At 72.1% G+C, this 26274-nt stretch carries 23 protein-coding genes; 12 read left to right on the forward strand and 11 right to left on the reverse strand.

The genetic code is table 11. The features are described from left to right. Nucleotides 1-99 precede the first annotated feature (99 nt). Nucleotides 100-1122: an endonuclease/exonuclease/phosphatase family protein gene (locus ACZ7G1_RS27465; protein WP_470882344.1), complete on the forward strand. Its 1023-nt coding sequence runs from the start codon at nucleotides 100-102 to the stop codon at nucleotides 1120-1122. Between the two features lie 22 nt (nucleotides 1123-1144). Here ACZ7G1_RS27465 and ACZ7G1_RS27470 read toward each other — a convergent pair whose 3' ends face one another. Both ACZ7G1_RS27470 and ACZ7G1_RS27475 read right to left on the reverse strand, forming a co-directional pair. Then, nucleotides 1145-2908 carry an NAD+ synthase gene (locus tag ACZ7G1_RS27470; protein WP_470882342.1) on the reverse strand — a complete coding sequence of 588 codons (1764 nt, stop codon included), beginning with the start codon at nucleotides 2906-2908 and terminating at the stop codon, nucleotides 1145-1147. A gap of 56 nt (nucleotides 2909-2964) precedes the next feature. Continuing rightward, nucleotides 2965-4086: a DUF4190 domain-containing protein gene (locus ACZ7G1_RS27475; RefSeq protein ID WP_470882341.1), complete on the reverse strand. Its 1122-nt coding sequence runs from the start codon at nucleotides 4084-4086 to the stop codon at nucleotides 2965-2967. Between the two features lie 176 nt (nucleotides 4087-4262). On the opposite strand from ACZ7G1_RS27475, the gene ACZ7G1_RS27480 reads away from it, so the two are divergent. The 3 genes from ACZ7G1_RS27480 to ACZ7G1_RS27490 are packed head-to-tail and all read left to right on the forward strand — an operon-like array spanning nucleotide 4263 to nucleotide 7259. After that, nucleotides 4263-5741 (forward strand): APC family permease, encoded by a 1479-nt coding sequence (locus ACZ7G1_RS27480; RefSeq protein ID WP_470882339.1) that lies wholly within the window; start codon nucleotides 4263-4265, stop codon nucleotides 5739-5741. Nucleotides 5742-5754: 13 nt separating this feature from the next. Beyond that, nucleotides 5755-6444, forward strand: coding sequence for a DUF998 domain-containing protein (locus ACZ7G1_RS27485; RefSeq protein ID WP_470882337.1), 690 nt, complete (start codon nucleotides 5755-5757; stop codon nucleotides 6442-6444). Beyond that, on the forward strand, nucleotides 6441-7259 hold the full coding sequence (locus ACZ7G1_RS27490; protein WP_470882335.1) for an alpha/beta fold hydrolase: 819 nt from the start codon (nucleotides 6441-6443) through the stop codon (nucleotides 7257-7259). Before ACZ7G1_RS27485 ends, ACZ7G1_RS27490 begins: the two co-directional genes overlap by 4 nt. On the opposite strand, the gene ACZ7G1_RS27495 is transcribed toward ACZ7G1_RS27490, so the two are convergent. The 4 genes from ACZ7G1_RS27495 to ACZ7G1_RS27510 form a co-directional block, all read right to left on the reverse strand. Next, nucleotides 7244-7663 carry a CBS domain-containing protein gene (locus tag ACZ7G1_RS27495; RefSeq protein ID WP_470882333.1) on the reverse strand — a complete coding sequence of 140 codons (420 nt, stop codon included), beginning with the start codon at nucleotides 7661-7663 and terminating at the stop codon, nucleotides 7244-7246. The genes ACZ7G1_RS27490 and ACZ7G1_RS27495 overlap by 16 nt on opposite strands. A 119-nt stretch (nucleotides 7664-7782) precedes the next feature. Then, nucleotides 7783-8406, reverse strand: a complete 624-nt coding sequence (locus ACZ7G1_RS27500) for a DUF305 domain-containing protein (protein WP_470882352.1) — start codon at nucleotides 8404-8406, stop codon at nucleotides 7783-7785. A gap of 2 nt (nucleotides 8407-8408) precedes the next feature. After that, entirely contained in the window at nucleotides 8409-9086 is a 678-nt protein-coding gene (locus ACZ7G1_RS27505) for a DUF3105 domain-containing protein (protein ID WP_470882331.1), read from the reverse strand. Between the two features lie 74 nt (nucleotides 9087-9160). Continuing rightward, nucleotides 9161-9496 (reverse strand): hypothetical protein, encoded by a 336-nt coding sequence (locus ACZ7G1_RS27510; RefSeq protein WP_470882329.1) that lies wholly within the window; start codon nucleotides 9494-9496, stop codon nucleotides 9161-9163. Nucleotides 9497-9789: 293 nt separating this feature from the next. Between ACZ7G1_RS27510 and ACZ7G1_RS27515 the strand changes: the two genes are divergently transcribed. From ACZ7G1_RS27515 to ACZ7G1_RS27525, 3 genes are all read left to right on the forward strand, one after another. Then, nucleotides 9790-11151 carry a glutamine synthetase family protein gene (locus ACZ7G1_RS27515; RefSeq protein ID WP_033209691.1) on the forward strand — a complete coding sequence of 454 codons (1362 nt, stop codon included), beginning with the start codon at nucleotides 9790-9792 and terminating at the stop codon, nucleotides 11149-11151. A gap of 5 nt (nucleotides 11152-11156) precedes the next feature. Further along, on the forward strand, nucleotides 11157-11600 hold the full coding sequence (locus ACZ7G1_RS27520; protein WP_470882328.1) for a hypothetical protein: 444 nt from the start codon (nucleotides 11157-11159) through the stop codon (nucleotides 11598-11600). A gap of 64 nt (nucleotides 11601-11664) precedes the next feature. Beyond that, entirely contained in the window at nucleotides 11665-12153 is a 489-nt protein-coding gene (locus ACZ7G1_RS27525) for a GNAT family N-acetyltransferase (RefSeq protein ID WP_470882327.1), read from the forward strand. A 28-nt stretch (nucleotides 12154-12181) separates the two neighbouring features. Here the strand turns inward: ACZ7G1_RS27525 and ACZ7G1_RS27530 are convergent, their stop codons facing one another. Continuing rightward, nucleotides 12182-12613 (reverse strand): VOC family protein, encoded by a 432-nt coding sequence (locus ACZ7G1_RS27530; protein ID WP_470882325.1) that lies wholly within the window; start codon nucleotides 12611-12613, stop codon nucleotides 12182-12184. A 46-nt stretch (nucleotides 12614-12659) separates the two neighbouring features. Further along, nucleotides 12660-14744: a PIG-L family deacetylase gene (locus ACZ7G1_RS27535; protein WP_470882323.1), complete on the reverse strand. Its 2085-nt coding sequence runs from the start codon at nucleotides 14742-14744 to the stop codon at nucleotides 12660-12662. 252 nt (nucleotides 14745-14996) lie between these two features. Between ACZ7G1_RS27535 and ACZ7G1_RS27540 the strand changes: the two genes are divergently transcribed. Further along, nucleotides 14997-17984, forward strand: a complete 2988-nt coding sequence (locus ACZ7G1_RS27540; RefSeq protein ID WP_470882322.1) for a bifunctional [glutamine synthetase] adenylyltransferase/[glutamine synthetase]-adenylyl-L-tyrosine phosphorylase — start codon at nucleotides 14997-14999, stop codon at nucleotides 17982-17984. A 6-nt stretch (nucleotides 17985-17990) separates the two neighbouring features. On the opposite strand, the gene ACZ7G1_RS27545 is transcribed toward ACZ7G1_RS27540, so the two are convergent. The 3 genes from ACZ7G1_RS27545 to ACZ7G1_RS27555 form a co-directional block, all read right to left on the reverse strand. Then, nucleotides 17991-18806 (reverse strand): DUF4344 domain-containing metallopeptidase, encoded by an 816-nt coding sequence (locus ACZ7G1_RS27545; protein WP_470882321.1) that lies wholly within the window; start codon nucleotides 18804-18806, stop codon nucleotides 17991-17993. Nucleotides 18807-18897: 91 nt separating this feature from the next. Beyond that, nucleotides 18898-19800: a phosphatase PAP2 family protein gene (locus ACZ7G1_RS27550; protein WP_470882319.1), complete on the reverse strand. Its 903-nt coding sequence runs from the start codon at nucleotides 19798-19800 to the stop codon at nucleotides 18898-18900. Between the two features lie 74 nt (nucleotides 19801-19874). Continuing rightward, a complete protein-coding gene (locus tag ACZ7G1_RS27555) occupies nucleotides 19875-20909 on the reverse strand; it encodes a LacI family DNA-binding transcriptional regulator (RefSeq protein ID WP_470882317.1) in 1035 nt (344 codons plus the stop codon). A gap of 367 nt (nucleotides 20910-21276) precedes the next feature. Between ACZ7G1_RS27555 and ACZ7G1_RS27560 the strand changes: the two genes are divergently transcribed. Genes ACZ7G1_RS27560 through ACZ7G1_RS27575 form a run of 4 tightly spaced genes read left to right on the forward strand, consistent with a single transcriptional unit; the run spans nucleotide 21277 to nucleotide 26185 of the window. Further along, entirely contained in the window at nucleotides 21277-22554 is a 1278-nt protein-coding gene (locus tag ACZ7G1_RS27560) for an extracellular solute-binding protein (protein WP_470882315.1), read from the forward strand. A 29-nt stretch (nucleotides 22555-22583) separates the two neighbouring features. Next, complete coding sequence (locus ACZ7G1_RS27565) at nucleotides 22584-23594, forward strand: carbohydrate ABC transporter permease (RefSeq protein WP_470882314.1); 1011 nt, start codon at nucleotides 22584-22586, stop codon at nucleotides 23592-23594. After that, nucleotides 23588-24457: a sugar ABC transporter permease gene (locus ACZ7G1_RS27570; protein ID WP_470882351.1), complete on the forward strand. Its 870-nt coding sequence runs from the start codon at nucleotides 23588-23590 to the stop codon at nucleotides 24455-24457. The genes ACZ7G1_RS27565 and ACZ7G1_RS27570 overlap by 7 nt, the downstream gene beginning before the upstream one ends. A 60-nt stretch (nucleotides 24458-24517) precedes the next feature. Next, a complete protein-coding gene (locus ACZ7G1_RS27575; protein ID WP_470882313.1) occupies nucleotides 24518-26185 on the forward strand; it encodes a glycoside hydrolase family 13 protein in 1668 nt (555 codons plus the stop codon). The last annotated feature ends 89 nt before the right edge of the window (nucleotides 26186-26274 follow it).

Genomic DNA, 26274 nt, shown 5'->3' on the forward strand with positions numbered 1-26274 from the left:
CGCGGCTGTGTCGTCCCTGGGGGAGTACGACGGACCCGGGATCGCCTAGTGTCGACACCGGGTCACGCAAGACGGCAAGGCAGCAGTGAGGACAGTGCGATGGCGCGGGTGGACATGACGGAGACCGCATACGGCGACGCCGGGAACGGGCGCTCCGGGTCCGGCTTCCGGGCCTCCCTCGACCGGCTCCGCCGCGACCCCGGCATCTGGCGCCGCGGCATCCTGCTCGCCCTCGCGGCGGTGGCCCTGACGCTCCTGATGGTGTTCCACGCCGAGATCCCCAACCGGATCGGCAACCTCGGCAGCCTCACCGAGACCTTCCTGCCCTGGCTCGGCCTCTTCCTGCCGCTGCTGCTCGTCCTCGCCCTGGTGCGCCGCTCCGCCACCGCGCTGATCGCCCTGCTGCTGCCGGCCGTCGTCTGGCTCAACCTCTTCGGCGGCCTCGTCGCCGACAAGTCGGCCCCCGGCGGCGACCTGACCGTCGCCACCCACAACGTGAACGCCGACAACCCGGACCCCGAGGGCACCGCCCGCGCGCTCGCCGCCTCGGACGCCGACGTGCTGGCCCTGGAGGAACTCAAGGGCGACATGGTCCCGACGTACGAGCGGAGCCTCGCGAAGGCCTACCCGTACCACTCGGTGCAGGGCACGGTCGGGCTGTGGAGCAAGCTGCCGCTGCGCGCCGCCCAGCCCGTCGACATCCGGATGGGCTGGACCCGCGCCATGCGGGCCACCGTCGTGACCCCGAAGGGCGACGTCGCGGTGTACGTCGCCCACCTGCCGTCCGTACGGGTCAAGCTGAACGCCGGCTTCACCGCCAACCAGCGCGACACCAGCGCCAACGCGCTCGGCGAGGCCATCTCCCGCGACCGCCACGAGCGGATCGTCCTCCTCGGCGACCTCAACGGCACCATGAACGACCGCTCGCTCAACGCCGTCACCTCGCAGCTCCGCTCCACCCAGGGCGCGGCCGGCGACGGCTTCGGCTTCAGCTGGCCGGCGTCCTTCCCGATGGCCAGGATCGACCAGATCATGGTGAAGGGCGTCGAGCCGGTGTCCTCCTGGGCCCTGCCGGAGACGAAGAGCGACCACCTCCCGATCGCCGCCCGCGTGAAGCTCTGACGCCCCGGCAGGGGGCGGCGGGTCAGCCGGAGAGCGGAGTCTCCCGCCAGCGGTTGGTGATCGGCAGCCGGCGGTCCTTGCCGAAGCCCTTCGCCGAGATCTTGGTGCCCGGCGGGTACTGGCGCCGCTTGTACTCCGCCGTGTCCACCATCCGCAGCGTCCGCGTCACGAGCTCCTCGTCGAACCCGGCGGCCACGATCGCGTCCCGGCCCTGGTCCCGGTCCACGTACAGGGCGAGGATCGCGTCCAGGACCTCGTAGTCCGGCAGCGAGTCCGTGTCGACCTGGCCGGGGCGCAGCTCGGCACTGGGCGGCTTGGTGATCGAGCTCTCCGGGATCGGCGGCGTCTGGCCGCGGTCCTCGGCCGCCCGGTTGCGCCAGCGCGCGAGCCGGAAGACGTCCGACTTGTACACGTCCTTGATGGGGCCGAACGCGCCCACGGAGTCGCCGTAGAGCGTCGAGTAGCCCACCGCGAGCTCGGACTTGTTGCCCGGCGCCAGGACGATGTGGCCCTCCTGGTTGGAGAGCGCCATCAGCGTCGTGCCGCGCAGCCGGGACTGGAGGTTCTCCTCCGCGAGGCCGGTGAGGCCGAGCGAGGCCATGTACGCGTCGAACATCGGCTCGATCGACACCGTGCGGTAGTTCAGGCCGGTGCGGCGGGCCAGCTCGGCCGCGTCGCCGCGCGAGTGGTCGGAGGAGTACTTCGACGGCATCGAGACGCCGTACACGTTCTCCGCGCCGAGCGCGTCACAGGCGATCGCGGCCACGAGCGCCGAGTCGATGCCGCCCGAAAGACCGATCAGGACCGAACGGAAGCCGTTCTTCGCGGCGTACGCGCGGACCCCGATGACCAGCGCCGAGTACACCTCCTCGTCGTCGTCGAGCCGGTGCGCGTACCCGCCCGTCAGCTCCGGCTCGTACGCCGGCAGCGGCTCGTCGGAGAGCACCACCCGGTCGATCCGCAGCCCGTCGTCGACCGTGCCTTCAGGCGCGTCGGCCTCGGCGGCCGGCAGCTCCAGGTCGAGGACGACGCTGCCCTCGACGAACTGCGGGGCCCGCGCGATCACCTCGCCGGCCGCGTCCACGACGATCGAGTCGCCGTCGAACACCAGCTCGTCCTGACCGCCCGTCATCGCCAGGTACGCGGTCACGCAGCCGGCCTCCTGGGCCCGCTTGCGGACCAGTTCGAGCCGGGTGTCGTCCTTGTTCCGCTCGTACGGCGAGGCGTTCACCGACAGCAGCAGGCCGGCCCGCGCCGAGCGCGTCGCCGGCACCCGGCCGCCCTCCTGCCAGAGGTCCTCGCAGATCGCCAGGGCCACGTCGACGCCGTGGACGCGGACGACGGGCAGCGTGTCGCCCGGCACGAAATAGCGGTACTCGTCGAAGACCCCGTAGTTGGGCAGGTGGTGCTTGGCGAACCTCAGCACCACCTCGCCGCGGTACAGCACCGCGGCGGCGTTCTCCGGCGACCCCGCCGGCCGGCCGAGCCGCGGCTCCGCCCGCTCCGAACGGTCCAGGTAGCCGACGACCACCGGCAGCTCGCCGAAGCCCTCGGAGGCCAGCCGCCGGGCCAGCCCGCGCAGGGCCTCCCGGGACGCCTCGACGAACGAGGAGCGCAGCGCGAGGTCCTCGACGGGGTATCCGGTCAGCGCCATCTCGGGGAACGCCACGAGATGCGCGCCCTGCCCGGCGGCGTGCCGGGTCCAGTGCACGATCGCCTCGGCGTTCCCGGCGATGTCTCCGACAGTCGAGTCGATCTGATTCAGGGCGAGGCGTAGTTGAGGCACCCGCCCAGTGTAATCGTCAGACCGACGCTATGTCCTGGGAAACGGACCGTCCACGGCTACTTCACCGGACCGGTCCAGATCGCCGGCTCGTACGCGAGGAGCTTCGGCGCCAGCTCGATCTGCAGCTCGCCGTCCGCGTCCGCCGGCAGCGCGAACGCGTACCCGGCCTTGACCTGCTTGCCCGGCAGGACCGTGCCCCGGAACATCTCCGTCGCCCGGCTGCCGTCGAAGATCGTGCTCGCCCGCGCGCCCTCCGCGTCGCGCGCGTCCGGCAGCGCGGTGGTCACGTCGAGGGCCTCGTCGCTGCCGTTGACGATCGTGATCGTCACCCGGAGCGCGGTGTCGCCCTTCTCGTACCCGGCGGCGAACCCGTCCGGCCGGTAGGGCTTCGGCACCGACACGGTGACCTTCACCCCGTCCGGGTAGGTGTGGGTCCCGCCGAACGCGAGCGTCGCCGGAGCCTCCTCCGTCGGCTCCGGAGAGGGCTCGGGCCGCGCCGTGCGCTCCGGCACGCCGTCCGGCGCGAACGGCTCCGCGGACCAGCCCTCCTTCTCCCGCACCCGCTCGTCGGTCCGCTCCACGGTCCGCGCCGCCACGACAAGGACCACCAGCCAGGCCACCGCCACGACCATCGTCACCGCCCCGAGCGCGATGCCCGCGACCGCCTGCCCCCGGTCGGTCGCCTCGCCCCGGTTCGCCCGGCCGTAACCGACGACGCCCATGACCAGCGCCAGGACGCCCATGACCCCGCCGAGCCAGAACAGGAACGGCACGATCCCGAACACCAGCCCCACGACACCGACGACCAGCGCCCCCACCCCGAGCCCGGTCCGCCCGACGGGAACGCCGTACGGCCCCGGCGCGCCCGGTCCCTGCGGCACCCCCGCCCCGTAGGGCGAACCCGGGAACGGCGCGACGGCGGCCTGAGCCGGCGGCGCCACCGCGGGCCCCGCCCCGACCGGTCCCGTCTGCCCGTGGGCCGCCCCGGCCGATCCCGTCTCCGCGCCGGGCGCCTGCGCCGGGACCGTCACCCCGTGGCCCGCCTCCGCGACGGGCGCCTCCGCGACGGGTGCCTCCGCGACGGGCGTCTCCGCGACGGGTGCCTCCGGTGCGGCGGGCGGGCGGGGTGCGGGCGGGGCCCAGGGGGGCGAGTCGGGGGTGTCTGCGGGCGTGGTCATGCGGGGTCCTCCGAGGTGATCCGAAGCGTCGACGTTAGACCGGCGAACCGGCTCTGGCCAGCGGCTTTCGGGCCGGTGGGGGAATCGGCACCGATCCGTCACCTCGCGCGGCCCGCGCCCGCGACCCCGCCCCGCGCCGACATGCGGGGCGGCCGCACCCCGCTGATCATGGGCCCATGACGACCACTGACGACCCGGCAGAATCGGCGCGGTCCGCCGCGACCGACGAGGGCGTCGTCCAGGACGACGGCACGAAGCGCCAGTTCATCTCCTGGCTGACCCTCGCCTTCATGACCACCGCGTCCGTCGCGAGCCTGCGGCCCTCGCCGTCCATGGCCATCTACGGACTCGCCGCGATCTTCCTCTACCTGCTCCCCGCGATCGTCTTCCTGCTGCCCACCGCCCTCGTCGGCGCCGAGCTCGCCTCGGGCTGGAACGGCGGCATCTACCGCTGGGTCAGCGAGGCGCTCGGCAAGCCGCTCGGCTTCCTCGCGGTCTGGTGCCAGTTCGCCATGACCATCGCGTACTACCCGAGCCTGCTGGCGTACGTCGCCTCGACCTTCGCGTACGTCATCGACCCCTCGCTCGCCGAGAACGGCCTGTACGTCGCGATCGTCATCATCGTCATCTACTGGACCGGCGTGTGGATCTCCTCGCGCGGCACGAAGACGATCGCGGGCCTCTCCTCCTTCGGCCTGATCGTCGGCACCCTCATCCCCGGCGTGCTGCTCGTCGTCCTCGGCATCGTCTTCCTCGGCCAGGGCAACCCCTCCGCGCAGCCGATGAGCGCCGACCACTGGCTGCCGCCGTGGACCGGCCTCGCGAGCCTGGTCCTCATCGTCAACAACTTCCTGTCCTACGCGGGCATGGAGATGAACGGCGTCCACGTCTCCTCGCTGCGCGAACCCAAGCGCGAGTACCCGAAGTCGATGTTCCTGGCGACCGGCCTCGTCCTGCTGATCTTCATCCTTCCGGCCCTGGCCATCGCCTGGGTGATGCCGTCCGAGCAGCTCAGCCTGACCGCCGGTCTGATGCAGGCCTTCCAGGCCTTCTTCGACCACTTCTCCATCGGCTGGATGACCAAGGTCGTCGGCATCATGCTGGTCTGCGCCGCCCTCGGCGGCATGCTCACCTGGCTCGCCGGGCCCGCCAAGGGCCTCGTCCTGCTCTCCCGGCAGGAGGGCTATCTGCCGCCCTCGCTGCAGAAGTTCAACAAGGACGGCGCCCCGCAGAACATCATGATCGCGCAGGGCGTCGTCACCACCCTCATCGGCATCCTCTACGCCTTCAGCGACGACGTCTCCAGCGCGTACTGGATGTTCTCCGTCATCACCGTGCAGATCTACCTGATCGCCTACCTGCTGATGTTCGTGGCCGTCGTCAAGCTCCGCAGGACCCAGCCCGAGGTCGAACGCGGCTTCCGCGTGCCCGCCGTCGCATGGGTCGCCGGCATCGGCTTCGTCGCCTCGGTCGCCGCGCTCGTCATCGGCTTCGTCCCGCCCGACCAGTTCGGCGACCAGCCGCTCTGGCGCTACCTGCTGATCGTCGGCGGCGGTCTGCTGCTCCTCGGCATCGTGATCCCGGCGGCGCTCCTCAAGTACCGCAAGCCCGGCTGGGTCCACCCCGACCACCGGGAACCTTCGGCCGCGCCCTAGCGTTCGAGCCGGTATGCCCAGGAGTGTCACGCGCGCGGCCGCCGCCCTGACGGCCCTCGGCGCGCTCGCGTACACCGCCTGGGTCCTCGAAGTCCTCGTGCGGACAGGGCTCGACCCGGTCCGCACGTACGTCTCCGAACTCGCCGCCGCCGACCAGCCCCTCGGCGGCCTCTTCCGCGCCACCGACCTCACCGCCGGCCTCCTGGTCCTCGCGGGCGCCCTGACCGGCCTCGCGGCGACCCTCGGGCGGCGACGGGCAAGCGGCCGCGAGCGGTGGGCCGTGGGCGGCTGGGCGGCGCTCGCCGTGTTCGGGGCGGCGACCGTGGCGGACTCCCGGCTGCCGCTCAGCTGCGCGCCGACCGCGGACCCGGAGTGCGCGGCGCGGGAGACCGCGGGTCTCGTGCCCGCCACCCATACGGCCCATGCGGTCAGTTCGAGCCTGGCGATGGCCGGCGCGCTCGCCGCCATGGTCGCCCTGACGGTGGCGGCCCGCCGCTACGGCCACTGGCGGCCGCTGGCCCGTACCGGCCCCGCCCTCGTCGCCCTGGAGCTGGCCGCCACCGCGTGGACGCTCGCCGCCGTCGCCGCCTTCGAGGCCGGCAAGGGCGTCTGGTCGCTCGGCGCGGGCCAGCGGCTCCAGGTCCTCCTGGTGGCGGTCTGGCTGGCCGTCCTCGGGTACTCCCTCGCGCGGGAGGAGCGATGACCTTCCTGCGGATCGGGGGAGTGGCCCACCACGTCGTCACCGAGGGCTCGGGGCCCGTCTGCGTGCTCAGCGCGGGCCTCGGCCTGAGCTGGTTCGACTGGGACCCGGTCGTCCCGCTCCTCGCCCCGCACCGCACGGTCGTCCGCTTCGACCGCCCCGGCCACGGCCTCTCCGCCCCGGCGGCCGCCCCGCCGACGGCGGCCGGCGAGGCGCACCGGATCGCGGCGGTGCTCGACGGACTCGGCCACCACGGCCCCGTCACCGTCGTCGGGCACTCGATCGCCGGCTTCCACGCGGAGGCCTTCGCCCGGCTCCACCCGGACCGCACGGCCCGCCTCGTCCTCGTCGACGCCTCGGTGGAGGAACGCCCCCGCCCGGCCCGTACGGACGCGGGCTCCCGCACCCTCGGCGTCCTGCTCTCCGCCGCCGGGGTGCCGGCCGCGCTCGGCCCGGCCCTCCGCAGACTGGCGGTACGCGGGGACCCGACGCCCGACGGGCTGATCCGCCGCGTCTACGGCACCTCACGGGTGCTGCGCGGCACCCTCCTGGAGAACGCCCACTACGGGGCCGTCGCCGCCGGACTCCTCGCCCTCAGGGAGAGCCGGCCCCTGTCACCGGGCCTCCCCGTCACCGTGCTCGCCGCGCCCGACGGCTCCGCCCGCTGGGAGCGCCGCCAGCGCGCCCTGGCCCGGGCGCTCGGCGCCCGCTACGAGGCGGCCGGGCACTCGGGCCACCTGGTCATGCGGGACCGCCCGGACGCGGTCGCCCGGGCGGTCCTGGAAGCGGGTGAGGAAGCGGATCAGGAGGCGGCGTAGACGCTCGCGCAGAACGCCTTGAGCTCCTCGTCCGACAGGTGCTGGGCCAGGTCGGCCTCGCTGATCATGCCGACGAGCCGCTTGTCCTCGATGACGGGCAGCCGCCGGATCTGGTGGCTCTGCATCTCCTCCAGGACGGCGCCGACGTCCGCGCCGGACTCGATCCAGCGGGGCGTGCCCTGGGTGATCTCACCACAGGTGATCTTCGCCGGGTCGTGGCCCATGGCGACGCAGCGGACCACGATGTCGCGGTCGGTGACGATGCCGCAGAGGCGTTCGTTCGCGTCGGCGACGGGCAGCGCGCCCACGTTCAGGTCCCGCATCAGCTGCGCCGCCCGGTCGAGCGTCTCGTGTTCCGGGATCCACCGGGCCCCGGGGTGCATGATGTCCTTCGCCGTGGTCATGGGGTGCGTACCTTTCGTCGAACGTCGTCGTACGAGCTCCCCGAGCCCACTCATTGTGTGCGCACGCCACGGCCCCCGCGACCGGAGGGTCACGGGGGCCGTGGCGGCGCTCGCGGGGGTCAGGCCCCGCGCTTCCTCAGCATGTCCGCCATCAGCGCCATCTCGGACCGCTGGGCGTCGACCATGCCCTGCGCGAGGTTGCGCTCGATGTCCACGGAGCACTTCTCCACACAGCCCTGGGCCATGTGGACGCCGCCCCTGTGGTGCTCGGTCATCAGCTTCAGGTACAGGACCTCGGCCTCCCGGCCGCTGGCCTTGCGCAGCTGGTCGAGCTGGGCGTTGGTCGCCATGCCGGGCATCAGCGCCCCGTCCAGGGGCCCGCTGTCGCCGGAACCGCCCATGCCCATCCAGGCCATCGGCTCGACGCCGGACTCGACCTTCGGCAGCCCCCACATGTCCAGCCAGCCGAGCATCATGCCCCGCTGGTTGGCCTGGGTGTTGGCGATGTCGTACGCCAGCCTGCGGACCTCCTCGTCCTTCGTCCGGTCCCGGACGATGAACGACATCTCGACGGCCTGCTGGTGGTGGACGGCCATGTCCCGCGCGAAACCGGCGTCCGCCGAGGCGGAGACGGGGGTGCTCGGGGCCTCCTCGCGGTCCGCGGAGGCGACGGTGACCGCGCCCCCGGCGAACAGCACCGCGAGGGCGACGGCGGTGATCGCGGCGCCCTGCGTCCGGTTCAGCTTCACTGGCCCATCCCCGCGCCGCCGGCGCCCTCGGCGCCGATGCCGCCGGTGCAGGCGGCACCCGGCTCCGGGGTCTGCGGGCCCTGCACGTACTTCGTGAAGAACGCGTCGACCCGCGGGTCGTCGGCGCCGTCCACGGTCACCTGCTTGCCCCAGGCGGACAGCATGATCGCCCCGGCCTGGTCGTCCACGGGGCTCATCAGCGTGTACTTGGTCTTGCCGACCTTGTCGGCGAGCTTCTTCACGTCGGCCTCGGGCGCCGCCTTGCTGTACGTCACCCAGACGGCGCCGTGCTCCAGCGAGTGCACGGCGTTCACGTCGGCGATCTTCTGCTTGTAGACCACGCCGTCGCAGTTCATCCAGACCGGGTTGTGGTCACCGCCCACCGGCGGCTTCATGTCGTACTTCACGGCCGTCTCGACGTGGTTGCGGCCGAGCTTCTTCGCGTCCCAGGACTTCTCGGCCGCGATGGGCGCCTTGGCGGCGGCCTCCTTCGCGTCCTGCTCGTCGGACTTCTTCATCAGCACGTAGGAGCCGAAGCCGACGAGGCTCAGGACGACCACGCCGGAGATGCCGATGGTGAGGACACGGTTGCGGCGCTCACGGGCCTGCTCGGCGCGGCGCATCTCCTCTATTCGGGCGCGGCGGTCGGCGTTGGCGGAGCGGGTGGCGGCCATGGTGGTGTCGTCCTTCTTCAGGGGGGTGGGGTGGAGTTCGGGGTGGACGTGCGGGGGCGGGACGCCCGCCGCCGCTACGTCCGGAGAACTTGAAGGACGTGCAGGTCCGGAGCGCGCGGCTGGGCGCCCGAGTGGCGCGCCAGGCCGTCGCCCGCGTGCGGCGCGAGCCGCGGGAGCCCGCCCTCCGCGTGCAGCGGCGGGTCGAGCGGGGGCGCGCTGAGCACCGCGGGCGAGAGCGAGGGGAAGAGCGAGCAGCCACCGCGGTCGTACGGGCAGACGTACTCGCCCGCGACCGTCACCGCCCGCAGCGTGTCGCCCTCCTCGTGGTGGGACTCCGTCCGTTCGGGCCCCGTCCCCAGACAGAGGACGAGCGCGGCGAGGAGCGTCGCCACGGCACTCACCAGTGCCATGGGACGCGCGTCTCCGGACAGGCGTACGAGCCGTGGGGCCCCCATGGGCGCAGATCGTAGTGGGCGAAGGGCGACTGTGGGCCGAACGGGGTACCCCCGGATGATCGACGGGCAGGTGCCGGACGGGCGAACAGGCACCCGGAATCGGCCGCTCCCCGTTACCTGTGTCACAGCCGAGCAGGCAGTATGGGTACGCAACGTGCGCGAAACCATGTGGTGGGATGCTCAGGTGCCCCCCGATGTACCCGAGGCGGTGGGAGCAGGCGGCCTGACCAGCGAGGATGGGTGTGGAAATGGACAAGCAGCAGGAATTCGTGCTCCGTACGCTCGAGGAGCGCGACATCCGCTTCGTGCGCCTGTGGTTCACCGACGTTCTGGGCTTCCTGAAGTCGGTGGCCGTGGCTCCGGCCGAGCTTGAGCAGGCCTTCGACGAGGGCATCGGCTTCGACGGCTCCGCCATCGAGGGCTTCGCCCGCGTATACGAATCGGACATGATCGCCAAGCCGGACCCGGGCACTTTCCAGATCCTGCCGTGGCGTGCCGAGGCCCCGGGCACCGCCCGGATGTTCTGCGACATCCTGATGCCCGACGGCTCGCCGTCCTTCGCCGACCCGAGGTACGTCCTCAAGCGCGCCCTGGCCAAGACCTCCGACCTCGGCTTCACCTTCTACACCCACCCCGAGATCGAGTTCTTCCTGCTCAAGGACAAGCCGCTCGACGGCACCCGGCCCACCCCGGCCGACAACTCGGGCTACTTCGACCACACCCCGCAGAACGTCGGCATGGACTTCCGCCGCCAGGCCATCACCATGCTCGAGTCGATGGGCATCTCGGTGGAGTTCTCCCACCACGAGGGCGCGCCCGGCCAGCAGGAGATCGACCTCCGTTACGCCGACGCCCTCTCCACCGCCGACAACATCATGACCTTCCGCCTGGTCATGAAGCAGGTGGCGCTCGAACAGGGCGTGCAGGCCACGTTCATGCCCAAGCCGTTCTCGGACTACCCCGGCTCCGGCATGCACACCCACCTCTCCCTCTTCGAGGGCGACCGGAACGCCTTCTACGAGTCGGGCGCCGAGTACCAGCTGTCCAAGGTCGGCCGCTCCTTCATCGCGGGCCTCCTGCGCCACGCCGGCGAGACCTCCGCCGTCACCAACCAGTGGGTCAACTCGTACAAGCGCATCTGGGGCGGCTCCTCCCGCACGGCCGGCTCCGGCGGCGAGGCCCCCTCGTACATCTGCTGGGGCCACAACAACCGCTCCGCGCTCATCCGCGTCCCCATGTACAAGCCCGGCAAGACCGGCTCCTCCCGCGTCGAGGTCCGCTCCATCGACTCCGGCGCCAACCCCTACCTGACCTACGCCGTCCTCCTCGCCGCCGGCCTCAAGGGCATCGAGGAGGGTTACGAGCTCCCCGCCGGCGCCGACGACGACGTCTGGGCCCTCTCCGACTCCGAGCGCCGCGCCATGGGCATCGAGCCCCTCCCGCAGAACCTCGGCGAGGCCATCGCCCTCATGGAGAAGAGCGAGCTCGTCGCCGAGACCCTCGGCGAGCACGTCTTCGACTTCTTCCTGCGCAACAAGAAGCAGGAGTGGGAGGAGTACCGCTCCGAGGTCACCGCCTTCGAACTCCGCAAGAACCTGCCGGTGCTGTAGGCGGGGTGAGCGTCCCCAAGCCCCGGCCCGGAACGGAACTGGTGCCGACGCGGGTCAACCGGGTGGCCAACGCGGCGCCCGGTTGCCTGCCCGTGATCGCCCTGCTCTCGCTCGGGACGGAGTTCGGGACCGGGACCGGGTGGGAGTGGGCGCTCCTGGCGGTCGTGGTCCTGGCGCTCGGGGTGCTCGCCGTGCGCGGGTACCGGGCCGGGGTGCGGGTCGAGGCGCACCGGCTGATCGTCCGGGGCTATCTGCGGACGCGGACGATACCGCGCGAGGCGGTCACCGGCGTCACGTCCTTCCCGGCCGTCCGGTGGACCTCGCCCGGGGGCCGGCGCCGCTGGACGCCGGTCGTCGCCTTCGTACGGGCCGAGCGGGAGACCGGCGCCTCGGCCGCCCGCAAACGGGACAACACCGCCCGGCTGCGGCGCTGGGCGGCCCGCCGCTGAGCGGTGTTCGCGGCGGCGGAAGAAATCCGTTGCCCCGGGGCGCGGCGCGGCACAGACTGCCCCGGTGAAGATCGAGAACGTCGCCACCGAGCGGCTCGTGCTGCACCCCCTGACCGTCGAGCGGGCCCAACGCATCGTCGGACGGGAACCCGGGCCCGGGGACCAGTGGGGGGAGGGGTACCCCGGGGACGGGGACGTCCGCTCGGCCGACGGGTTCCTGCGCGGAGTGGCCGAGCGCGGCGATCCGGGCGTGTACCGGGCGTACGAGATCCGGCTCGACGGCCTGACCGTCGGGGGCATCGGCTTCCACGGACCGCCGGACGACCTCGGGGTCGCCACCGTCGGCTATGGGCTGCTCCCCATGGCCCGCGGGAACGGTTACGCCTCCGAGTCGCTGCGGGCCCTCATCGAGCTGGCCCGGGTGGCCGGCGCCGCCGGGATCAAGGGCGACGCCGACCTGGACAACCCGGCCTCGCACCGGGTGATGGAGGCGGCGGGGATGCGCTGCGTGGCGGAGGACGACAAGCTCCGGCACTTCTACCTGGCGCTCTAGGGCCTACCGTCGGGGGACCCGTCCCGGGTCAGCGCTCCGAGAGCTCCGAGGGGGCTTCCTGGACGACCCAGCCGTTGCCGTCGGGGTCCTCGAAGGTCATGAAGGAGTTCCAGGTCTCGCCCTTGCCCTTCTCCCAGCCCGTCGCGCCGACGTGCATCACGGGGGAGACGTCGATGCCGGCCTCGACGAGCTCCTCCCGGGCGGCCTCGATGTCCGTCACGCACAGCTGGAGGCCGTGCAGGGTGCCCGGCGGCATCTCCTTGGCGCCGGGCATCGGCGGCATGCCGCTGAGCATGGCGATCGAACATCGGGAGCCCGGCGGGGTCGCCTGGATGATCCGCATGCCGGGCGCGACCTCGTCGTCGAGGTCGATCTTGAATCCGCACTTCTCGCCGTAGAACTCCTTGGCACGGTCCATGTCGGTGACGGGGACGGGCACGACTTCCAGTGTCCAGTTCATGGGGACCACCGTCCCGCACCGGAAGGCCCCCCGCACCCGGAACGGCTCAACGGGGAGCGGGAGTCCAGTGCAGCCGGCCGTCGAGACCGATCGCCGCGACGCCGTCAGGACCGGCGTCCGGCGCGCCGGCGAAGAGGAACTTCTCCAGCGTCCACGCCGGCGGCGCCCCGGCCGCCCGGCCGTGCGGGGCCGTCGCGAGGAAACCCGTACGGGACCGGACGGCGAGCAGCCCGTCGCCGCCGCTGACCGGACCGAAACCGGCGACGCCGGTGCCGGGCAGCTCGGTGAAGGGGGAGACCGGACCCGCGCCGGAGAAGTCGGCGCTGCGCAGGTCGCCGGAGGACGGCTTGCGGAACCAGAGGCGTACGCCGTCGCCGTCCGGCGCGGGGGACGCGCTCAGCGCCAGCGTCGTCGGCGGCAGACCGGTCCGCACCGGACCCGTCAGCGGGCCGCCGGGACGCTGCTGCGCCCAGGTCAGGACGGTCTTCGGGGTGCTGGCGAAGACGTAGCCGCGGCCGGCGGCGTCGGTGGCCGCCACCGGGTCGCCGTACACGTCCGTGCCGCCGAGCGTCCGCCACGGACCCCAGCCGCCGTCGGCGCGCCGCTCGCGGGCGGTGAGGCGGTGGCCGCTGTCCCGCAGGACCACGGTCGCCAGGCCCGCGCGGTCCACGGTCACGGCGGGCGCGCTGATGTCGGAGGTGCCGTCCGCGTCGTCGCGTTCGGGCGTGCCGAGCGAGCGCCAGGGGCCGAACGCGCCGCCGGGGGTGGTCTGCTCGGTGGTCACGACCTGGCGGCCGTACGCCGAGGCGCCGCCGCCCAGGGTCGTACGGGTGCCGAAGACCGCGAGGCGGCCGTCGGGCAGGGACACGGAGGTGACGCCGCTGTCGAGGCCGCCGCCGGGCAGCAGGACCGGCTCCCGCCAGCCGCCGCCGGCCGGCTTGTGCCAGGCGGCGAGCCGTCCGTCGAGGACCGAGAAGGCGTGCAGCCCGCCGTCCGGGTCCCGCTGCACCCAGGACGTGGAGGTCGAGCGGGCGTACCGGACCGTCTGCGTCCAGCCCCGCCCGGCGGGCCGCGCGGCCACCTTCAGGTCGCCGCAGCCGGCGGCGGTCCCGCAGTCGTTGATCCCGTCCGTCCAGGCGTACGTCTTCAGGGTCCGCAGCTTCGCGCCCGCCGTCTCGGGGTCGAGCGTGTGCGGCAGCGTGCTGGTCGGATAGCCCAGGTAGTTCTGCACGCCGACGTGCGGATGCCCGGGGACCTCCGCGTACCGGGCCAGCGCGGCCTGCGCGAACCGCGCCCCGTAGAGGTGGTCCTGGTGGTCCCGGAGCTTGTCCGGCTTTCCGGGCCAGGTGCCGGGGGTCGGGTCCTGCATGCGGACGAAGGTGGGCCGGAAGCGTTCGAGGAGACCGGTGAGGGTCGCGACGACCTGGTCCTTGGTGTACGAGAAGTCGGCCCCGACGGGGGTGCCGGCCGCCCGCTGGGAGGGCAGCGCGTGGATCCGGTCGTGCCAGAGGCCGTTGAGGCTCGTCGGACGGTCGCCGCTGATCGAGCCCGCCTCGCGCAGCTGCAGCCACACCAGCTTGACCTGGGGCTTCGCGCGCAGGGTGTCCAGTTCGGCCCAGGCGCCGCCCGCCGTGGGCATCGCGGTCCGGTCCCAGGCGCTGGTCCGGCTGCCGGTCGCCATCTCGGCGTAGGCGGCGCGTATGCCGTTCTGCCGGGCCTCGGCGTAGCCCGCCTTGTCGGGTTCGGTCGCGGCGGCGTCGCGGGGCCGGGCGTTGACGCCGTCCGACTCGCCGGCGGTGAGGTAGACGCCGGTGAGCGGGTTGCCGGAGCGCAGCGACTGCGAGACGTCCGGGTTCATGAAGAACAGGTCGTCGTCCGGGTGCGCCACGATCTGCATCACGGCCGTCTCCGCGCGCGGGGCCCGGGCGGGCTTCGCCGGTGTCCGCGACGGCGCCGTCGAAGCCACCGGCGACGGCGGCTTCGCCTCGTGCGCCGGCTTCGGCGCCGGGGGCGCGGCCGGCTTCGCCGCCGTCACCGAGAGGAGCCCGGCGAAGGTGCCGCCGACCAGGACGGTCGCGACAGCCGCAGAAACGATTCTGCGACGGGAGGGGCGGCGGGGACGGACAGACATGTTCGGCGGCGCTTTCACTGACGAGCGGGACGGGTGGGCGGGGCGAGCGGGAGGGGCCCCGCACGTCCAGACGCGGGAGCCTCCCGCGTACCGGAAGACGGATCTTCTAGATTTACGGTTCATTCGCCCCGAAAGCGATCTTTGTGCGCGATCTCACGCGTGAGGCGCCGTGTCCTGCGCCACGTGCACTCGCGGCCCCCGCGCCGGATAGGCTCGGTCCTCGGGGCTGACCTGCTCGGAGGGAGCTGTGGAATGACGGTGCCGGGACGCAGGAGCAGCACGTTCTCACGTCTGCTGCGGCACGGGTTCACCGATCCCTCGGGAGCCGAACAGCTCCTGGACGCACCGGAGCTGTCGGAACTGCGGGACGACTCCGTGCTCCTGGACGCCCTGGGCGCCACCGCCGACCCCGACCTCGCCCTGCGCGGCCTGGTCCGGCTCGCCGAGGCACAGCCCGAGACCGAGCGGCAGACCTTCACGGCCACGCTGCTCTCCGCCAAGCCGTTCCGCGACCGGCTCCTCGGGGTGCTCGGCGCCTCCGAGGCGCTCGCCGACCACCTGGCCCGGCACCCCCGCGACTGGGAGTCCCTCGTCACCTACGAGGCGGCCGACCTGCACCCGGGCGTCGCCGAGTTCGAGCAGGGCCTCGCCGAGGCCACCGACGCGGTCTCGCTGCGGGTCGCCTACCGCCGCTGCCTGATCGCCATAGCGGCCCGTGACGTGTGCGGCACCACCGACGTCGCCCAGGCCGCCGCCGAGCTCGCCGACCTGGCGACGGCGACCCTGCGCGCCGCGCTCGCCATCGCCCGTACCGCCGCGCCCGCCGACGCCGCCCTGTGCCGGCTCGCGGTGATCGCGATGGGCAAGTGCGGCGGCCACGAACTCAACTACGTCTCCGACGTGGACGTGATCTTCGTGGGGGAGCCGGCCGAGGGGGCCGACGAGGGCAAGGCGATCCAGGCGGCGACCCGGCTCGCCTCGCACCTCATGCGGATCTGCTCGGAGACCACGGTCGAGGGCACCATCTGGCCGGTCGACGCCAACCTCCGCCCCGAGGGCCGCAACGGCCCCCTGGTCCGCACCCTCTCCTCGCACCTCGCCTACTACCAGCGCTGGGCGAAGACCTGGGAGTTCCAGGCGCTCCTGAAGGCCCGCGCCGTCGCCGGCGACCCCGAGCTCGGCAGCCAGTACATCGACGCCGTCTCCCCGCTCGTCTGGCAGGCCGCCGAGCGCGAGAACTTCGTCGTCGACGTCCAGAAGATGCGCCGCCGGGTCGTCGACAACATCCCCGCCGCCCAGGTCGAGCGCGAACTCAAACTCGGCCCCGGCGGCCTCAGGGACGTCGAGTTCGCCGTCCAGCTCCTCCAGCTCGTGCACGGCCGCAGCGACGCCACCCTGCACAGCGGCACCACCCTGGACGCGCTCGCCGCCCTCGCCGCCGGCGGCTACGTCGGCCGGGCCGACGCGGCCCAGCTCGACGAGGCCTACCGCTTCCTGCGCGCCATGGAGCACCGCATCCAGCTCTACCGGCTGCGCCGCACCCACCTCGTCCCCGAGGACGAGGACGACCTGCGCCGCCTCGGCCGCTCGCTCGGCCTGCGCACCGACCCGGTCGCCGAACTCAACAAGGAGTGGAAGCGGCACGCCTCCGTCGTCCGCCGCCTCCACGAGAAGCTCTTCTACCGGCCGCTCCTCGACGCCGTCGCCCAGCTCGCCCCCGGCGAGATCCGGCTCAGCCCCAAGGCGGCGGGCCAGCGCCTCGAAGCCCTCGGCTACGACGACCCCGCCGCCGCCCTGCGCCACCTGGAGGCCCTCGCCTCCGGCGTCAGCCGCAAGGCCGCCATCCAGCGGACCCTGCTCCCGGTGCTGCTCGGCTGGTTCGCCGACTCGGCCGACCCGGACGCGGGCCTGCTCGGCTTCCGCAAGGTCTCCGACGCCCTCGGCAAGACCCCCTGGTACCTCCGCCTGCTGCGCGACGAGGGCGCCGCCGCGGAGAACCTCGCCCGTGTCCTCTCCGCCGGACGCCTCGCCCCCGACCTGCTGCTCCGCGCCCCCGAGGCGGTCGCCCTGCTCGGCGACCCCGAGGGACTCAAGCCGCGCGGCCGGGACCATCTCGAACAGGAGGTCCTGGCCGCGGTCGGCCGCGCGGACGACGCCGAACAGGCGGTCGCCGCAGCCCGCGGGGTGCGCCGCCGCGAGCTCTTCCGTACCGCCGCCGCCGACCTCATCGGCTCGTACGGCACCGAGGACAACCCCCGCGAACCCGACCCGGGCGCCCTCGTCGACCGGGTGGGGGAGGCCGTCACCGACCTCAACGCCGCGACCATCGCCGGCGCCCTGCGGGCCGCCGTGCGCGCCGAGTGGGGCGACACCCTGCCCACCCGCTTCGCGGTCATCGGCATGGGCCGCTTCGGCGGCCACGAGCTGGGATACGGCTCCGACGCCGACGTCCTCTTCGTGCACGAGCCGCGCGAGGGCGTCGACGAACAGGAGGCGGCCCGCGCCGCGAACCGGGTGGTCGCCGAGATGCGCAGGCTCCTCCAGCTGCCCACCGCCGACCCGCCGCTGCTCATCGACGCCGACCTGCGCCCGGAGGGCAAGAGCGGCCCCCTGGTCCGCACCCTCAAGTCGTACGAGGCCTACTACCGCCGCTGGTCCCTGGTCTGGGAGAGCCAGGCCCTGCTGCGCGCCGCCCCGATGGCGGGCGACCAGGACCTCGCCGACCGCTTCATCGAGCTCGTCGACCCGCTGCGCTACCCCGCCGAGGGGCTCGGCGAGGACGCCGTCCGCGAGATCCGCCGCCTCAAGGCCCGCATGGAGTCCGAGCGGCTGCCGCGCGGCGCCGACCCCACCCTGCACGCCAAGCTCGGCCGCGGCGGCCTCAGCGACGTCGAGTGGACCGTCCAGCTCCTCCAGATGCGGCACGGCTGGGCGGAGCCCGGCCTCCGCACCACCCGCACCCGCGAGGCCCTCGCCGCCGCCCACGCCGCCGGGCTGATCCCCACCGAGGAGGCGCAGACCCTGGACGAGGCCTGGGTCCTCGCCACCCGCGTCCGCAACGCCGTGATGCTGGTACGGGGCCGGGCCGGCGACACCTTCCCCTCCGATCCGCGCGAACTCGCGGCGGTCGGCCGCTACCTGGGCTACGGCCCCGGGCACGTCGGGGAGATGGTCGACGACTACCGCCGCATCACCCGGCGCGCCAGGGCCGTCGTCGAGGAGCTGTTCTACGGAGCCTGAGCGGCCTCAGCCCTTCAGATAGGGCTGGAGGAGGGTGCTCCAGGCCTGGTCGATCTTCCGGAACTCCTCCGGGCACCGCTCGGCCCGGCTCTCGGGCAGCGGCCCGTCGGGGTTGGCCTCGGTCTGCACGGCGCCCTGGAAGGTGTTCGGATCGGAGCCGTACAGCCAGCAGATCGCGTTGTAGTACCGCTGGGAGTCGAGCGCGTGCTCGTCCGAGGGGTCGCTCTGGTTCTCGGCCTGGGCCAGGGCTCCCCAGGCCTCGATGGCGCTCACCGCGTACTCCTGGTGCACGGAGTCGCCCGCGAGCAGCAGGGTGGCGAGCTGGTCGGCCGCGTCCTCCTCCCGGCCGGTGGCCGGCAGGTCGTAGATGTCGATCAGGGCGTGGGCGAACTCGTGGAAGACGACGCTGTTGGAGATGCCGATGAGGTCGTCCTCGGTGGCCCGGTTCCGCTGGGCCTCGGTGCCGGTGGTGTTGATGTCGCCGAAGACGCCCCGGTAGTAGTTGGCCAGCTCGTAGCAGAAGCCGATGGCCTGGCTCTCCGGATCCCAGAACGCGTTGATCTCTCCGCAGCTCAGCCCGGTCACCGGCACGTCCTTCGGAAGCCCGATGAGGGCGTTCGCATGGGCGACCGCGCTTTCGAGGACCTCGTTCTGCTGGAGGAACCGCTGCTCCGTGAGGTCCTGTGCCGTCTCGGCGGGCGCGTATCCCGCGACGAGGACCCCCGGGCCGGGTTGCGCCGGAACGGCCGTGGCGGTGGAGGCGCCGATCGTGACGAGGGCCGCCGAGGTCAGCGCGGCGGCCCATCTCCGGTGGAATCGCATCCTGTGCCTCCCGCTCGGGGTGAGCAGTGCGTGCGGGTGCCGCCGGAGCCGTGGACGTACAGCCTCAGGATAGGCCCGTCCGCCGGAGGGTTCACTTGGAGGAGCCGACCGGCCTCTCGGCGGGCTTCCGCGCGGCGTCGGCGGCCGGAACGGGGCCGCCCTGGGCGACGGGCGCGGCGGGCTCGACCAGGCGGGGCAGCCGGTGCGGCCGGGAGCCGTACCAGCAGTAGGAGACGCCGAAGCCGAAGGCCAGGCAGATCATGCCGCCGACCGCGTCCAGCCAGAAGTGGTTGGCGGTGGAGACGATGACGACGAGGGTGGCCGCCGGGTAGAGCAGCCCGAGGATCCTCGCCCAGGGCGCCTTGGCGAGCAGGAAGATGGCGAGACCGCACCAGAGCGACCAGCCGATGTGCATCGACGGCATCGCCGCGTACTGGTTCGACACGTGCTTGAGGTTGCCCGAGGCCATCGAGCCCCAGGTGTGGTGGACCAGCACCGTGTCGACGAAGCTCTGGCCGTTCATCAGCCGCGGCGGCGCGAGCGGGTACAGGTAGTAGCCGACCAGGGCCACGCCGGTGGTGGCGAACAGGACGGTGCGGAACGCCGCGTAACGGCCCGGGTGCCAGCGGTACAGCCACACGAGCACGCCGATGGTCACGACGAAGTGCAGCGTGGCGTAGTAGTAGTTCATCGACACGATCAGCCAGGTCACCGAGTTCACGGCGTGGTTCACCGCGTGCTCGAAGGCGAGCCCGAGGGACTGCTCGGCCTGCCAGATCCAGTCGGCGTTCTTCAGGGCCTGGGCCTTCTGCTCCGGCACCGCGTTGCGGATGAGGGAGTAGATCCAGTAGCTCAGCGCGATGAGCAGGATCTCGAACCAGATCGTGGGGCGGCGGGGCGTCCGCGCGCGCAGGCGCGACCACCTGCCGTCGGCCACTGTGGGTGACGACGGGGTCGTCCGGTCGTCCAAACTCTTCACGGTCGTTTCACCCATAGGGAGAGAGTCTGCCAGATCCCTACTCCCGACAGATCATCCCTCGGTCGGGTTCCCGGCGCACCCCGTCCGACTCAGGAAGGAGTGCGGGCGGGGGCCGGCGCGGAGGCCGTTGAACCACGAACGACCAGCTCAGGCATGAAGACGAACTCGGAGTGCGGGGCCGGGGTGCCCCCGACCTCTTCGAGCAGCGCGCGGACCGCGGCCTGCCCCATCGCCTGCACCGGCTGGCGGATGGTGGTCAGCGGCGGGTCGGTGAACGCTATGAGCGGAGAGTCGTCGAAGCCGACGACGGAGACGTCCTTCGGCACGTCGAGCCCCTGCTGCCGGGCCGCCCGGATCGCGCCGAGCGCCATCATGTCGCTCGCGCACACGATCGCCGTGCAGCCGCGCGAGATCAGCGCCGCCGCTGCCGCCTGGCCGCCCTCCAGGGTGTAGAGGGAGTGCTGGATCAGCTGCTCCGACTCCTCGGGCGTGAGACCGAGCCGGTCCGCCATGCCCTTCTGGAATCCCTCTATCTTGCGCAGCACCGGCACGAACCGCTTCGGTCCGACGGCCAGCCCGATCCGGGTGTGGCCCAGCGCCGCCAGGTGCGTCACGGCCAGCACCATCGCCGCCCGGTCGTCGGGCGACACGAAGGGCGCCTGGACCTTGGGGGAGAAGCCGTTGAGGAGGACGTACGGGACGCCCTTGCCGCGCAGTTGGTCGTAGCGGGTGGTGTCCGCCGTGGTGTCGGCGTGCAGCCCCGAGACGAAGATGATGCCGGCGACACCGCGCTCCACCAGCATGTCGGTGAGCTCGTCCTCGGTGGACCCGCCGGGGGTCTGGGTGGCGAGCACCGGCGTGTACCCCTGCCGGGTCAGGGCCTGCCCGATGACCTGCGCGAGCGCGGGGAAGATCGGGTTGTCGAGCTCGGGGGTGATGAGGCCGACGAGTCCCGCGCTGCGCTGGCGGAGGCGTACCGGACGCTCGTAGCCGAGCACGTCGAGTGCGGCGAGGACGGACTCGCGGGTGGCCGCCGCCACGCCGGCCTTGCCGTTGAGCACGCGGCTGACTGTGGCTTCACTGACCCCCGCCTGGGCTGCGATGTCGGAGAGCCGCGCGGTCATGAGAAGGGACTGTACCGGTCACAGCGCGTATTTCCCACCGGTTCGGAGCGCGCCCGTGTGACCGCAAGGATCGAGCCGTTGCGCAAGGTCTTGCAATGCTTGCGGCCCCTTTTCGACGGGATCGCGGGGGCTCGTGGGGCGGATCCGGGTGCGAGATGCCCGATACGGGCCCTGTCAAGCGGCCCGTAGGCAACCTTCGGGACACGTGGATGTAACGATCGCCGGTCCTTGCAGAAAATCGCCGCAAGGTCTTTCGGCGCGTTTTCATCCCTGTTACGTTCCTGGCAACCCGGAGCGCCGCGAGGGAGCGGTCGCATGAGGAAGGTTCCAGCCCCTCGTCACCCCCGGGATCATTGAAGGAGTTCACATGCGGCGTGGCATAGCGGCCACCGCGCTGGTCGCGGCCCTGGGCGTGACCCTGGCGGCGTGCGGTAGCGACAGCGGTTCGAACGGCGGCGGCTCGAAGAGCTCGGGCGAGCTCTCCGGCACCGTGACCTGGTGGGACACCTCCACGGTCGGCTCCGAGGACAAGGTCTTCAAGAAGGTCGCCGAGGACTTCAAGAAGAAGCACCCCAAGGTCACCGTCAAGTACGTGAACGTCCCCTTCGGTGAGGCGCAGAACAAGTTCAAGAACGCCGCCCAGTCCGGCTCCGGCGCGCCCGACGTCATCCGCTCCGAGGTCGCCTGGACCCCCGAGTTCGCGGACCTCGGCTACCTCGCCCCGCTCGACGGCACCCCCGCCCTCAAGGACGCCGACGACTTCCTCAAGCAGGCCTCCGCCTCCACCCAGTACAAGGGCAAGACCTACGCGGTCCCGCAGGTCATCGACTCCATGGGCATCTTCTACAACAAGAAGATCTTCAAGGACGCCGGCGTCGAGGTCCCCACGACCATCGACCAGCTGAAGACCGTCTCCGCCAAGATCAAGGAGAAGACCGGCAAGACCGGCCTGTACCTCCGCGGCGACGACGCCTACTGGTTCCTCTCCTTCCTGTACGGCGAGGGCGGCGACCTCGTCGACGCCGAGAAGAAGACGATCACCGTCGACAACCCGGCGGGCGTGAAGGCCTTCAAGACCGTCAAGGACCTGGTGGACTCCGGCGCGGCCAAGACCGACGCGACCGACGGCTGGAACAACATGCAGACGGCCTTCAAGGACGGCAAGGTCGCCATGATGATCAACGGCCCGTGGGCCGTCGCCGACACCTACGCCGGCAAGGAGTTCGCGGACAAGGCCAACCTGGGCATCGCCCCGGTCCCGGCCGGTTCCGCCGGCCAGGGCGCCCCGCAGGGCGGTCACAACCTCGCCGTCTACGCGGGCTCGAAGAACCTCGACGCCTCCTACGCCTTCGCCGAGTACATGACCTCGGCCGAGACCCAGGCGACCGTCGCGAAGGAGCTCAGCCTCCTCCCGACCCGTCAGTCCGTCTACATCAAGCCGGACGTCGCGACCAACGAGATGATCACCTTCTTCAAGCCGGTCGTCGACAAGGCCGTCGAGCGCCCCTGGATCCCGGAGACCGGCAGCCTCTTCGCGCCGCTCGTCACCGAGTACACCAAGGTCCTCACCGGGCAGACCACCCCGGAGGCCGGAGCCAAGGCGACCGGTGACGGCTACCGCAAGCTCCTGAAGGACTGGAAGTAGCAGGCAGAGGAAGGAAGGCAGGCCGGCTGATGGCTGTGGACACCCCCAGCCAGTCGGTGGTGAAGGCCGCGGGCGACAGCGCCCGCGGCCGGAGCCGCGGAACTGGCACTCCGCGGGGCGCGGCGAAGCGCTCCCTCACCACCCACTGGTACGCCTGGGCGATGGTCGCCCCGGTGACCGTCGTGATCGCCGTGATCATCGGCTATCCGCTGGTCCGCGGCATCTTCCTGTCGCTGACCGACGCCAACGAGCGGAACGTCGAGCGTTCCATCGGCGTCAACCACATCCCGGCCAGCTACGAGTTCGTCGGCCTGGACAACTACGTCGCGGCGATCGATGCGAAGCAGTTCTGGCTGACGCTCGGCTGGACGGTCCTCTGGACCGTGTCCTGCGTGGCGATCACCTTCGCCCTCGGCCTGGCCCTCGCCAACATCCTCAACCGCCGGATCGCCGGCCGCTCCTTCTACCGGATGCTGCTCATCCTGCCGTGGGCCGTGCCCGGCTTCGTCTCCGTCTTCGCCTGGCGCTTCCTCTACAACCAGGACAACGGTCTCCTCAACAAGATCCTCGCGGGCGGCGGCATCGACGCGGTGCCGTGGCTGAACGACCCCACCTGGGCCAAGTTCTCGGTCATCCTCGTCAACGTCTGGCTCGGCGTGCCGTTCATGATGGTGGCCCTCCTCGGCGGCCTCCAGTCCATCCCCGGCGAGCTGTACGAGGCCGCCGAGATGGACGGCGCCAACGCCTGGCAGCGCTTCCGGCACATCACCATGCCCGGTCTCAGCTCGGTGTCGACGACGGTGATCCTGCTCTCCACCATCTGGACCTTCAACATGTTCCCGGTGATCTTCCTGCTCACCCGGGGCGGGCCCGGCGAGGCCACCCAGATCCTCGTCACCCAGGCCTACAAGTTCTCCTTCGAGGTCAGCCCGCGCGACTTCGCCCAGTCGTCGACCTGGGGCGTGCTCATCCTGGTCCTCCTGATGCTCTTCGCCGCGGTCTACCGGCGAGTCCTCCGCAAGCAGGGAGAAGTCTGGTGACCACCACGACCCCCACCCCCCGGACCAACGCGCCGATCCGCGGCCGCCGTTCGCCGCTGGCCTCGGTCGCCCTGCACGTGACGCTGATCGTGGCGTCCGTGGTCGCCGTCTTCCCCGTCCTCTGGGTGCTGCTGACCTCGCTGAAGCCCGCGAAGTACGCGATCACCACGGACTTCTTCAAGGAGACGACGCTCGAGAACTACACGAACCTGCTGCGGGACACCCCGTTCCTCACCTGGTTCGGCAACTCGCTGCTCGTCGCCGGCCTCACCACCGTCATCGGCGTCTTCATCTCCGCCACCACGGGCTACGCCGTCAGCCGCTTCCGGTTCCCCGGCAAGCGCGGACTGATGTGGACGCTGCTCATCACCCAGATGTTCCCGGTCGCCGTCCTCATCGTGCCGATCTACAACATCATGGCGTCGATGGGCCTGCTCAACCAGCCGGTCGGCCTGGTCATCACGTACCTGACGATCGCCGTCCCGTTCTGCGCCTGGATGATGAAGGGCTTCTTCGACACCATCCCGCGCGAGATCGACGAGTCGGGATACGTCGACGGGCTCACGCCCTTCGGCACCTTCTGGCGGCTGATCCTGCCGCTGGCCAAGCCGGGCATCGCCGTCACCGCCTTCTACTCCTTCATCACCGCCTGGGGCGAGGTTGCCTACGCCTCCGCCTTCATGGTCGGCGACGAGAACCTGACGCTCGCCGGCGGACTGCAGAAGTTCGTCAACCAGTACGGCGCGCAGTGGGGCCCGATGGCCGCCGCGTCCGTCCTGATCGCCGTCCCCGCCGCCCTGGTGTTCCTCTTCGCCCAGCGGCACCTGGTCACCGGCATGTCGGCCGGTGCCGTCAAGGGCTGACACCCCCACGGGATGTCCAGCACCCCGCCCGAACGCACCTCCTTACCTCCCAGGGAAGACATGACCCAGCATCTCGCCACCCCGGCCGACGCCCACACCACCGGCACGCACACGGGCTGGTGGAGAGACGCCGTGATCTACCAGGTCTACCCGCGCAGCTTCGCCGACGGCAACGGTGACGGCATGGGCGACCTGGAGGGTGTCCGCAGCCGGCTGCCGTACCTGAAGGAACTCGGCGTCGACGCCGTCTGGCTCTCCCCGTTCTACGCGTCGCCGCAGGCGGACGCCGGTTACGACGTGGCCGACTACCGGGCGATCGACCCGATGTTCGGCTCGCTCCTGGACGCCGACGCGCTGATCCGGGAGGCCCACGACCTGGGCCTGCGGATCATCGTCGACCTGGTGCCGAACCACTCCTCCGACCAGCACGAGTGGTTCCAGCGGGCGCTGCGCGAGGGCCCCGGTTCGCCGCTGCGCGAGCGCTACCACTTCCGCCCGGGCAAGGGCGAGAACGGCGAACTGCCGCCGAACGACTGGGAGTCGATCTTCGGCGGTCCGGCCTGGACGCGCACGGAGAACCCGGACGGCACGCCCGGAGAGTGGTACCTCCACCTCTTCGCGCCGGAGCAGCCCGACTTCAACTGGGAACACCCGGCCGTCCGCGACGAGTTCCGCTCCATCCTGCGCTTCTGGCTCGACATGGGCGTCGACGGCTTCCGCGTCGACGTCGCCCACGGCCTCGTCAAGGCGGCGGGGCTGCCCGACATCGGCGCCCACGACCAGCTGAAGCTGCTCGGCAACGACGTCATGCCCTTCTTCGACCAGGACGGCGTCCACGAGATCTACCGCACCTGGCGGCAGATCCTCGCCGAGTACGACGGCGAGCGCATCCTCGTGGCGGAGGCGTGGACCCCGACCGTCGACCGCACCGCGAACTACGTGCGCCCCGACGAGATGCACCAGGCCTTCAACTTCCAGTACCTGGGCACCCACTGGGACGCCGCCGAACTCCGTACCGTCATCGACGCCTCGCTCGACGCGATGCGCCCGGTCGGCGCGCCCACCACCTGGGTGCTTTCCAACCACGACGTCACGCGGCACGCCACCCGCTTCGCCAACCCGGCGGGCCTCGGCACGCAGCTGCGCGAGGCCGGCGACCGTGAGCTGGGCCTGCGCCGGGCCCGTGCCGCGACGCTGCTGATGCTGGCGCTGCCCGGCTCCGCGTACGTCTACCAGGGCGAGGAGCTCGGCCTGCCGGACGTCACCGACCTGCCCGACGAGGTCCGCCAGGACCCGTCGTTCTGGCGGGCGAGCGGCCAGGACGGCTTCCGCGACGGCTGCCGGGTGCCGCTGCCGTGGACCGTGGAGGGCTCCTCGTACGGCTTCGGCGACGGCGGTTCCTGGCTGCCGCAGCCCGCGACCTGGGGCGCGCTGAGCGTCGAGGCGCAGGCCGGCGACCCCGGTTCGACCCTGGAGCTGTACCGCAGCGCCCTCGCCGTCCGGCGCGAGCGCCCCGAACTCGGTGCGGGCGAGGCCGTCGAGTGGCTGGAGGCACCCGAGGGTGTGCTCTCCTTCCGCCGCGACGGTTTCGTCTGCACCGCCAACACCACCGGCCGGGCCATCTCCGTCCCGCTGCCCGGCCGGTATCTCCTCTCCAACGAGGAAGTCCGGATCGTCGACGACGAGGCCGAAGTGCCCGCCGACACCACCGTCTGGTGGGCGGTGTGACGATCCCCCTGCCGGGGGGGGGGGGGGGGGGGGGGGGGGGGGAGGGGGGGGGGGGGGGGGGGGGCAGGGGGGGGGGGGGGGGAGGCGGG

It is taken from the genome of Streptomyces sp. NPDC037273, from assembly GCF_055603625.1.

Coding starts and splice junctions, on each gene's coding strand:
- ACZ7G1_RS27465 (WP_470882344.1), top strand. CDS start 100: ATGGCGCGGGTGGACATGACGGAGACCGCATACGGCGACGCCGGGAAC.
- ACZ7G1_RS27475 (WP_470882341.1), bottom strand. CDS start 4,086: ATGACCACGCCCGCAGACACCCCCGACTCGCCCCCCTGGGCCCCGCCC.
- ACZ7G1_RS27480 (WP_470882339.1), top strand. CDS start 4,263: ATGACGACCACTGACGACCCGGCAGAATCGGCGCGGTCCGCCGCGACC.
- ACZ7G1_RS27485 (WP_470882337.1), top strand. CDS start 5,755: ATGCCCAGGAGTGTCACGCGCGCGGCCGCCGCCCTGACGGCCCTCGGC.
- ACZ7G1_RS27490 (WP_470882335.1), top strand. CDS start 6,441: ATGACCTTCCTGCGGATCGGGGGAGTGGCCCACCACGTCGTCACCGAG.
- ACZ7G1_RS27495 (WP_470882333.1), bottom strand. CDS start 7,663: ATGACCACGGCGAAGGACATCATGCACCCCGGGGCCCGGTGGATCCCG.
- ACZ7G1_RS27505 (WP_470882331.1), bottom strand. CDS start 9,086: ATGGCCGCCACCCGCTCCGCCAACGCCGACCGCCGCGCCCGAATAGAG.
- ACZ7G1_RS27510 (WP_470882329.1), bottom strand. CDS start 9,496: ATGGCACTGGTGAGTGCCGTGGCGACGCTCCTCGCCGCGCTCGTCCTC.
- ACZ7G1_RS27515 (WP_033209691.1), top strand. CDS start 9,790: ATGGACAAGCAGCAGGAATTCGTGCTCCGTACGCTCGAGGAGCGCGAC.
- ACZ7G1_RS27530 (WP_470882325.1), bottom strand. CDS start 12,613: ATGAACTGGACACTGGAAGTCGTGCCCGTCCCCGTCACCGACATGGAC.
- ACZ7G1_RS27535 (WP_470882323.1), bottom strand. CDS start 14,744: ATGTCTGTCCGTCCCCGCCGCCCCTCCCGTCGCAGAATCGTTTCTGCG.
- ACZ7G1_RS27540 (WP_470882322.1), top strand. CDS start 14,997: ATGACGGTGCCGGGACGCAGGAGCAGCACGTTCTCACGTCTGCTGCGG.
- ACZ7G1_RS27545 (WP_470882321.1), bottom strand. CDS start 18,806: ATGCGATTCCACCGGAGATGGGCCGCCGCGCTGACCTCGGCGGCCCTC.
- ACZ7G1_RS27550 (WP_470882319.1), bottom strand. CDS start 19,800: ATGGGTGAAACGACCGTGAAGAGTTTGGACGACCGGACGACCCCGTCG.
- ACZ7G1_RS27555 (WP_470882317.1), bottom strand. CDS start 20,909: ATGACCGCGCGGCTCTCCGACATCGCAGCCCAGGCGGGGGTCAGTGAA.
- ACZ7G1_RS27560 (WP_470882315.1), top strand. CDS start 21,277: ATGCGGCGTGGCATAGCGGCCACCGCGCTGGTCGCGGCCCTGGGCGTG.
- ACZ7G1_RS27565 (WP_470882314.1), top strand. CDS start 22,584: ATGGCTGTGGACACCCCCAGCCAGTCGGTGGTGAAGGCCGCGGGCGAC.
- ACZ7G1_RS27575 (WP_470882313.1), top strand. CDS start 24,518: ATGACCCAGCATCTCGCCACCCCGGCCGACGCCCACACCACCGGCACG.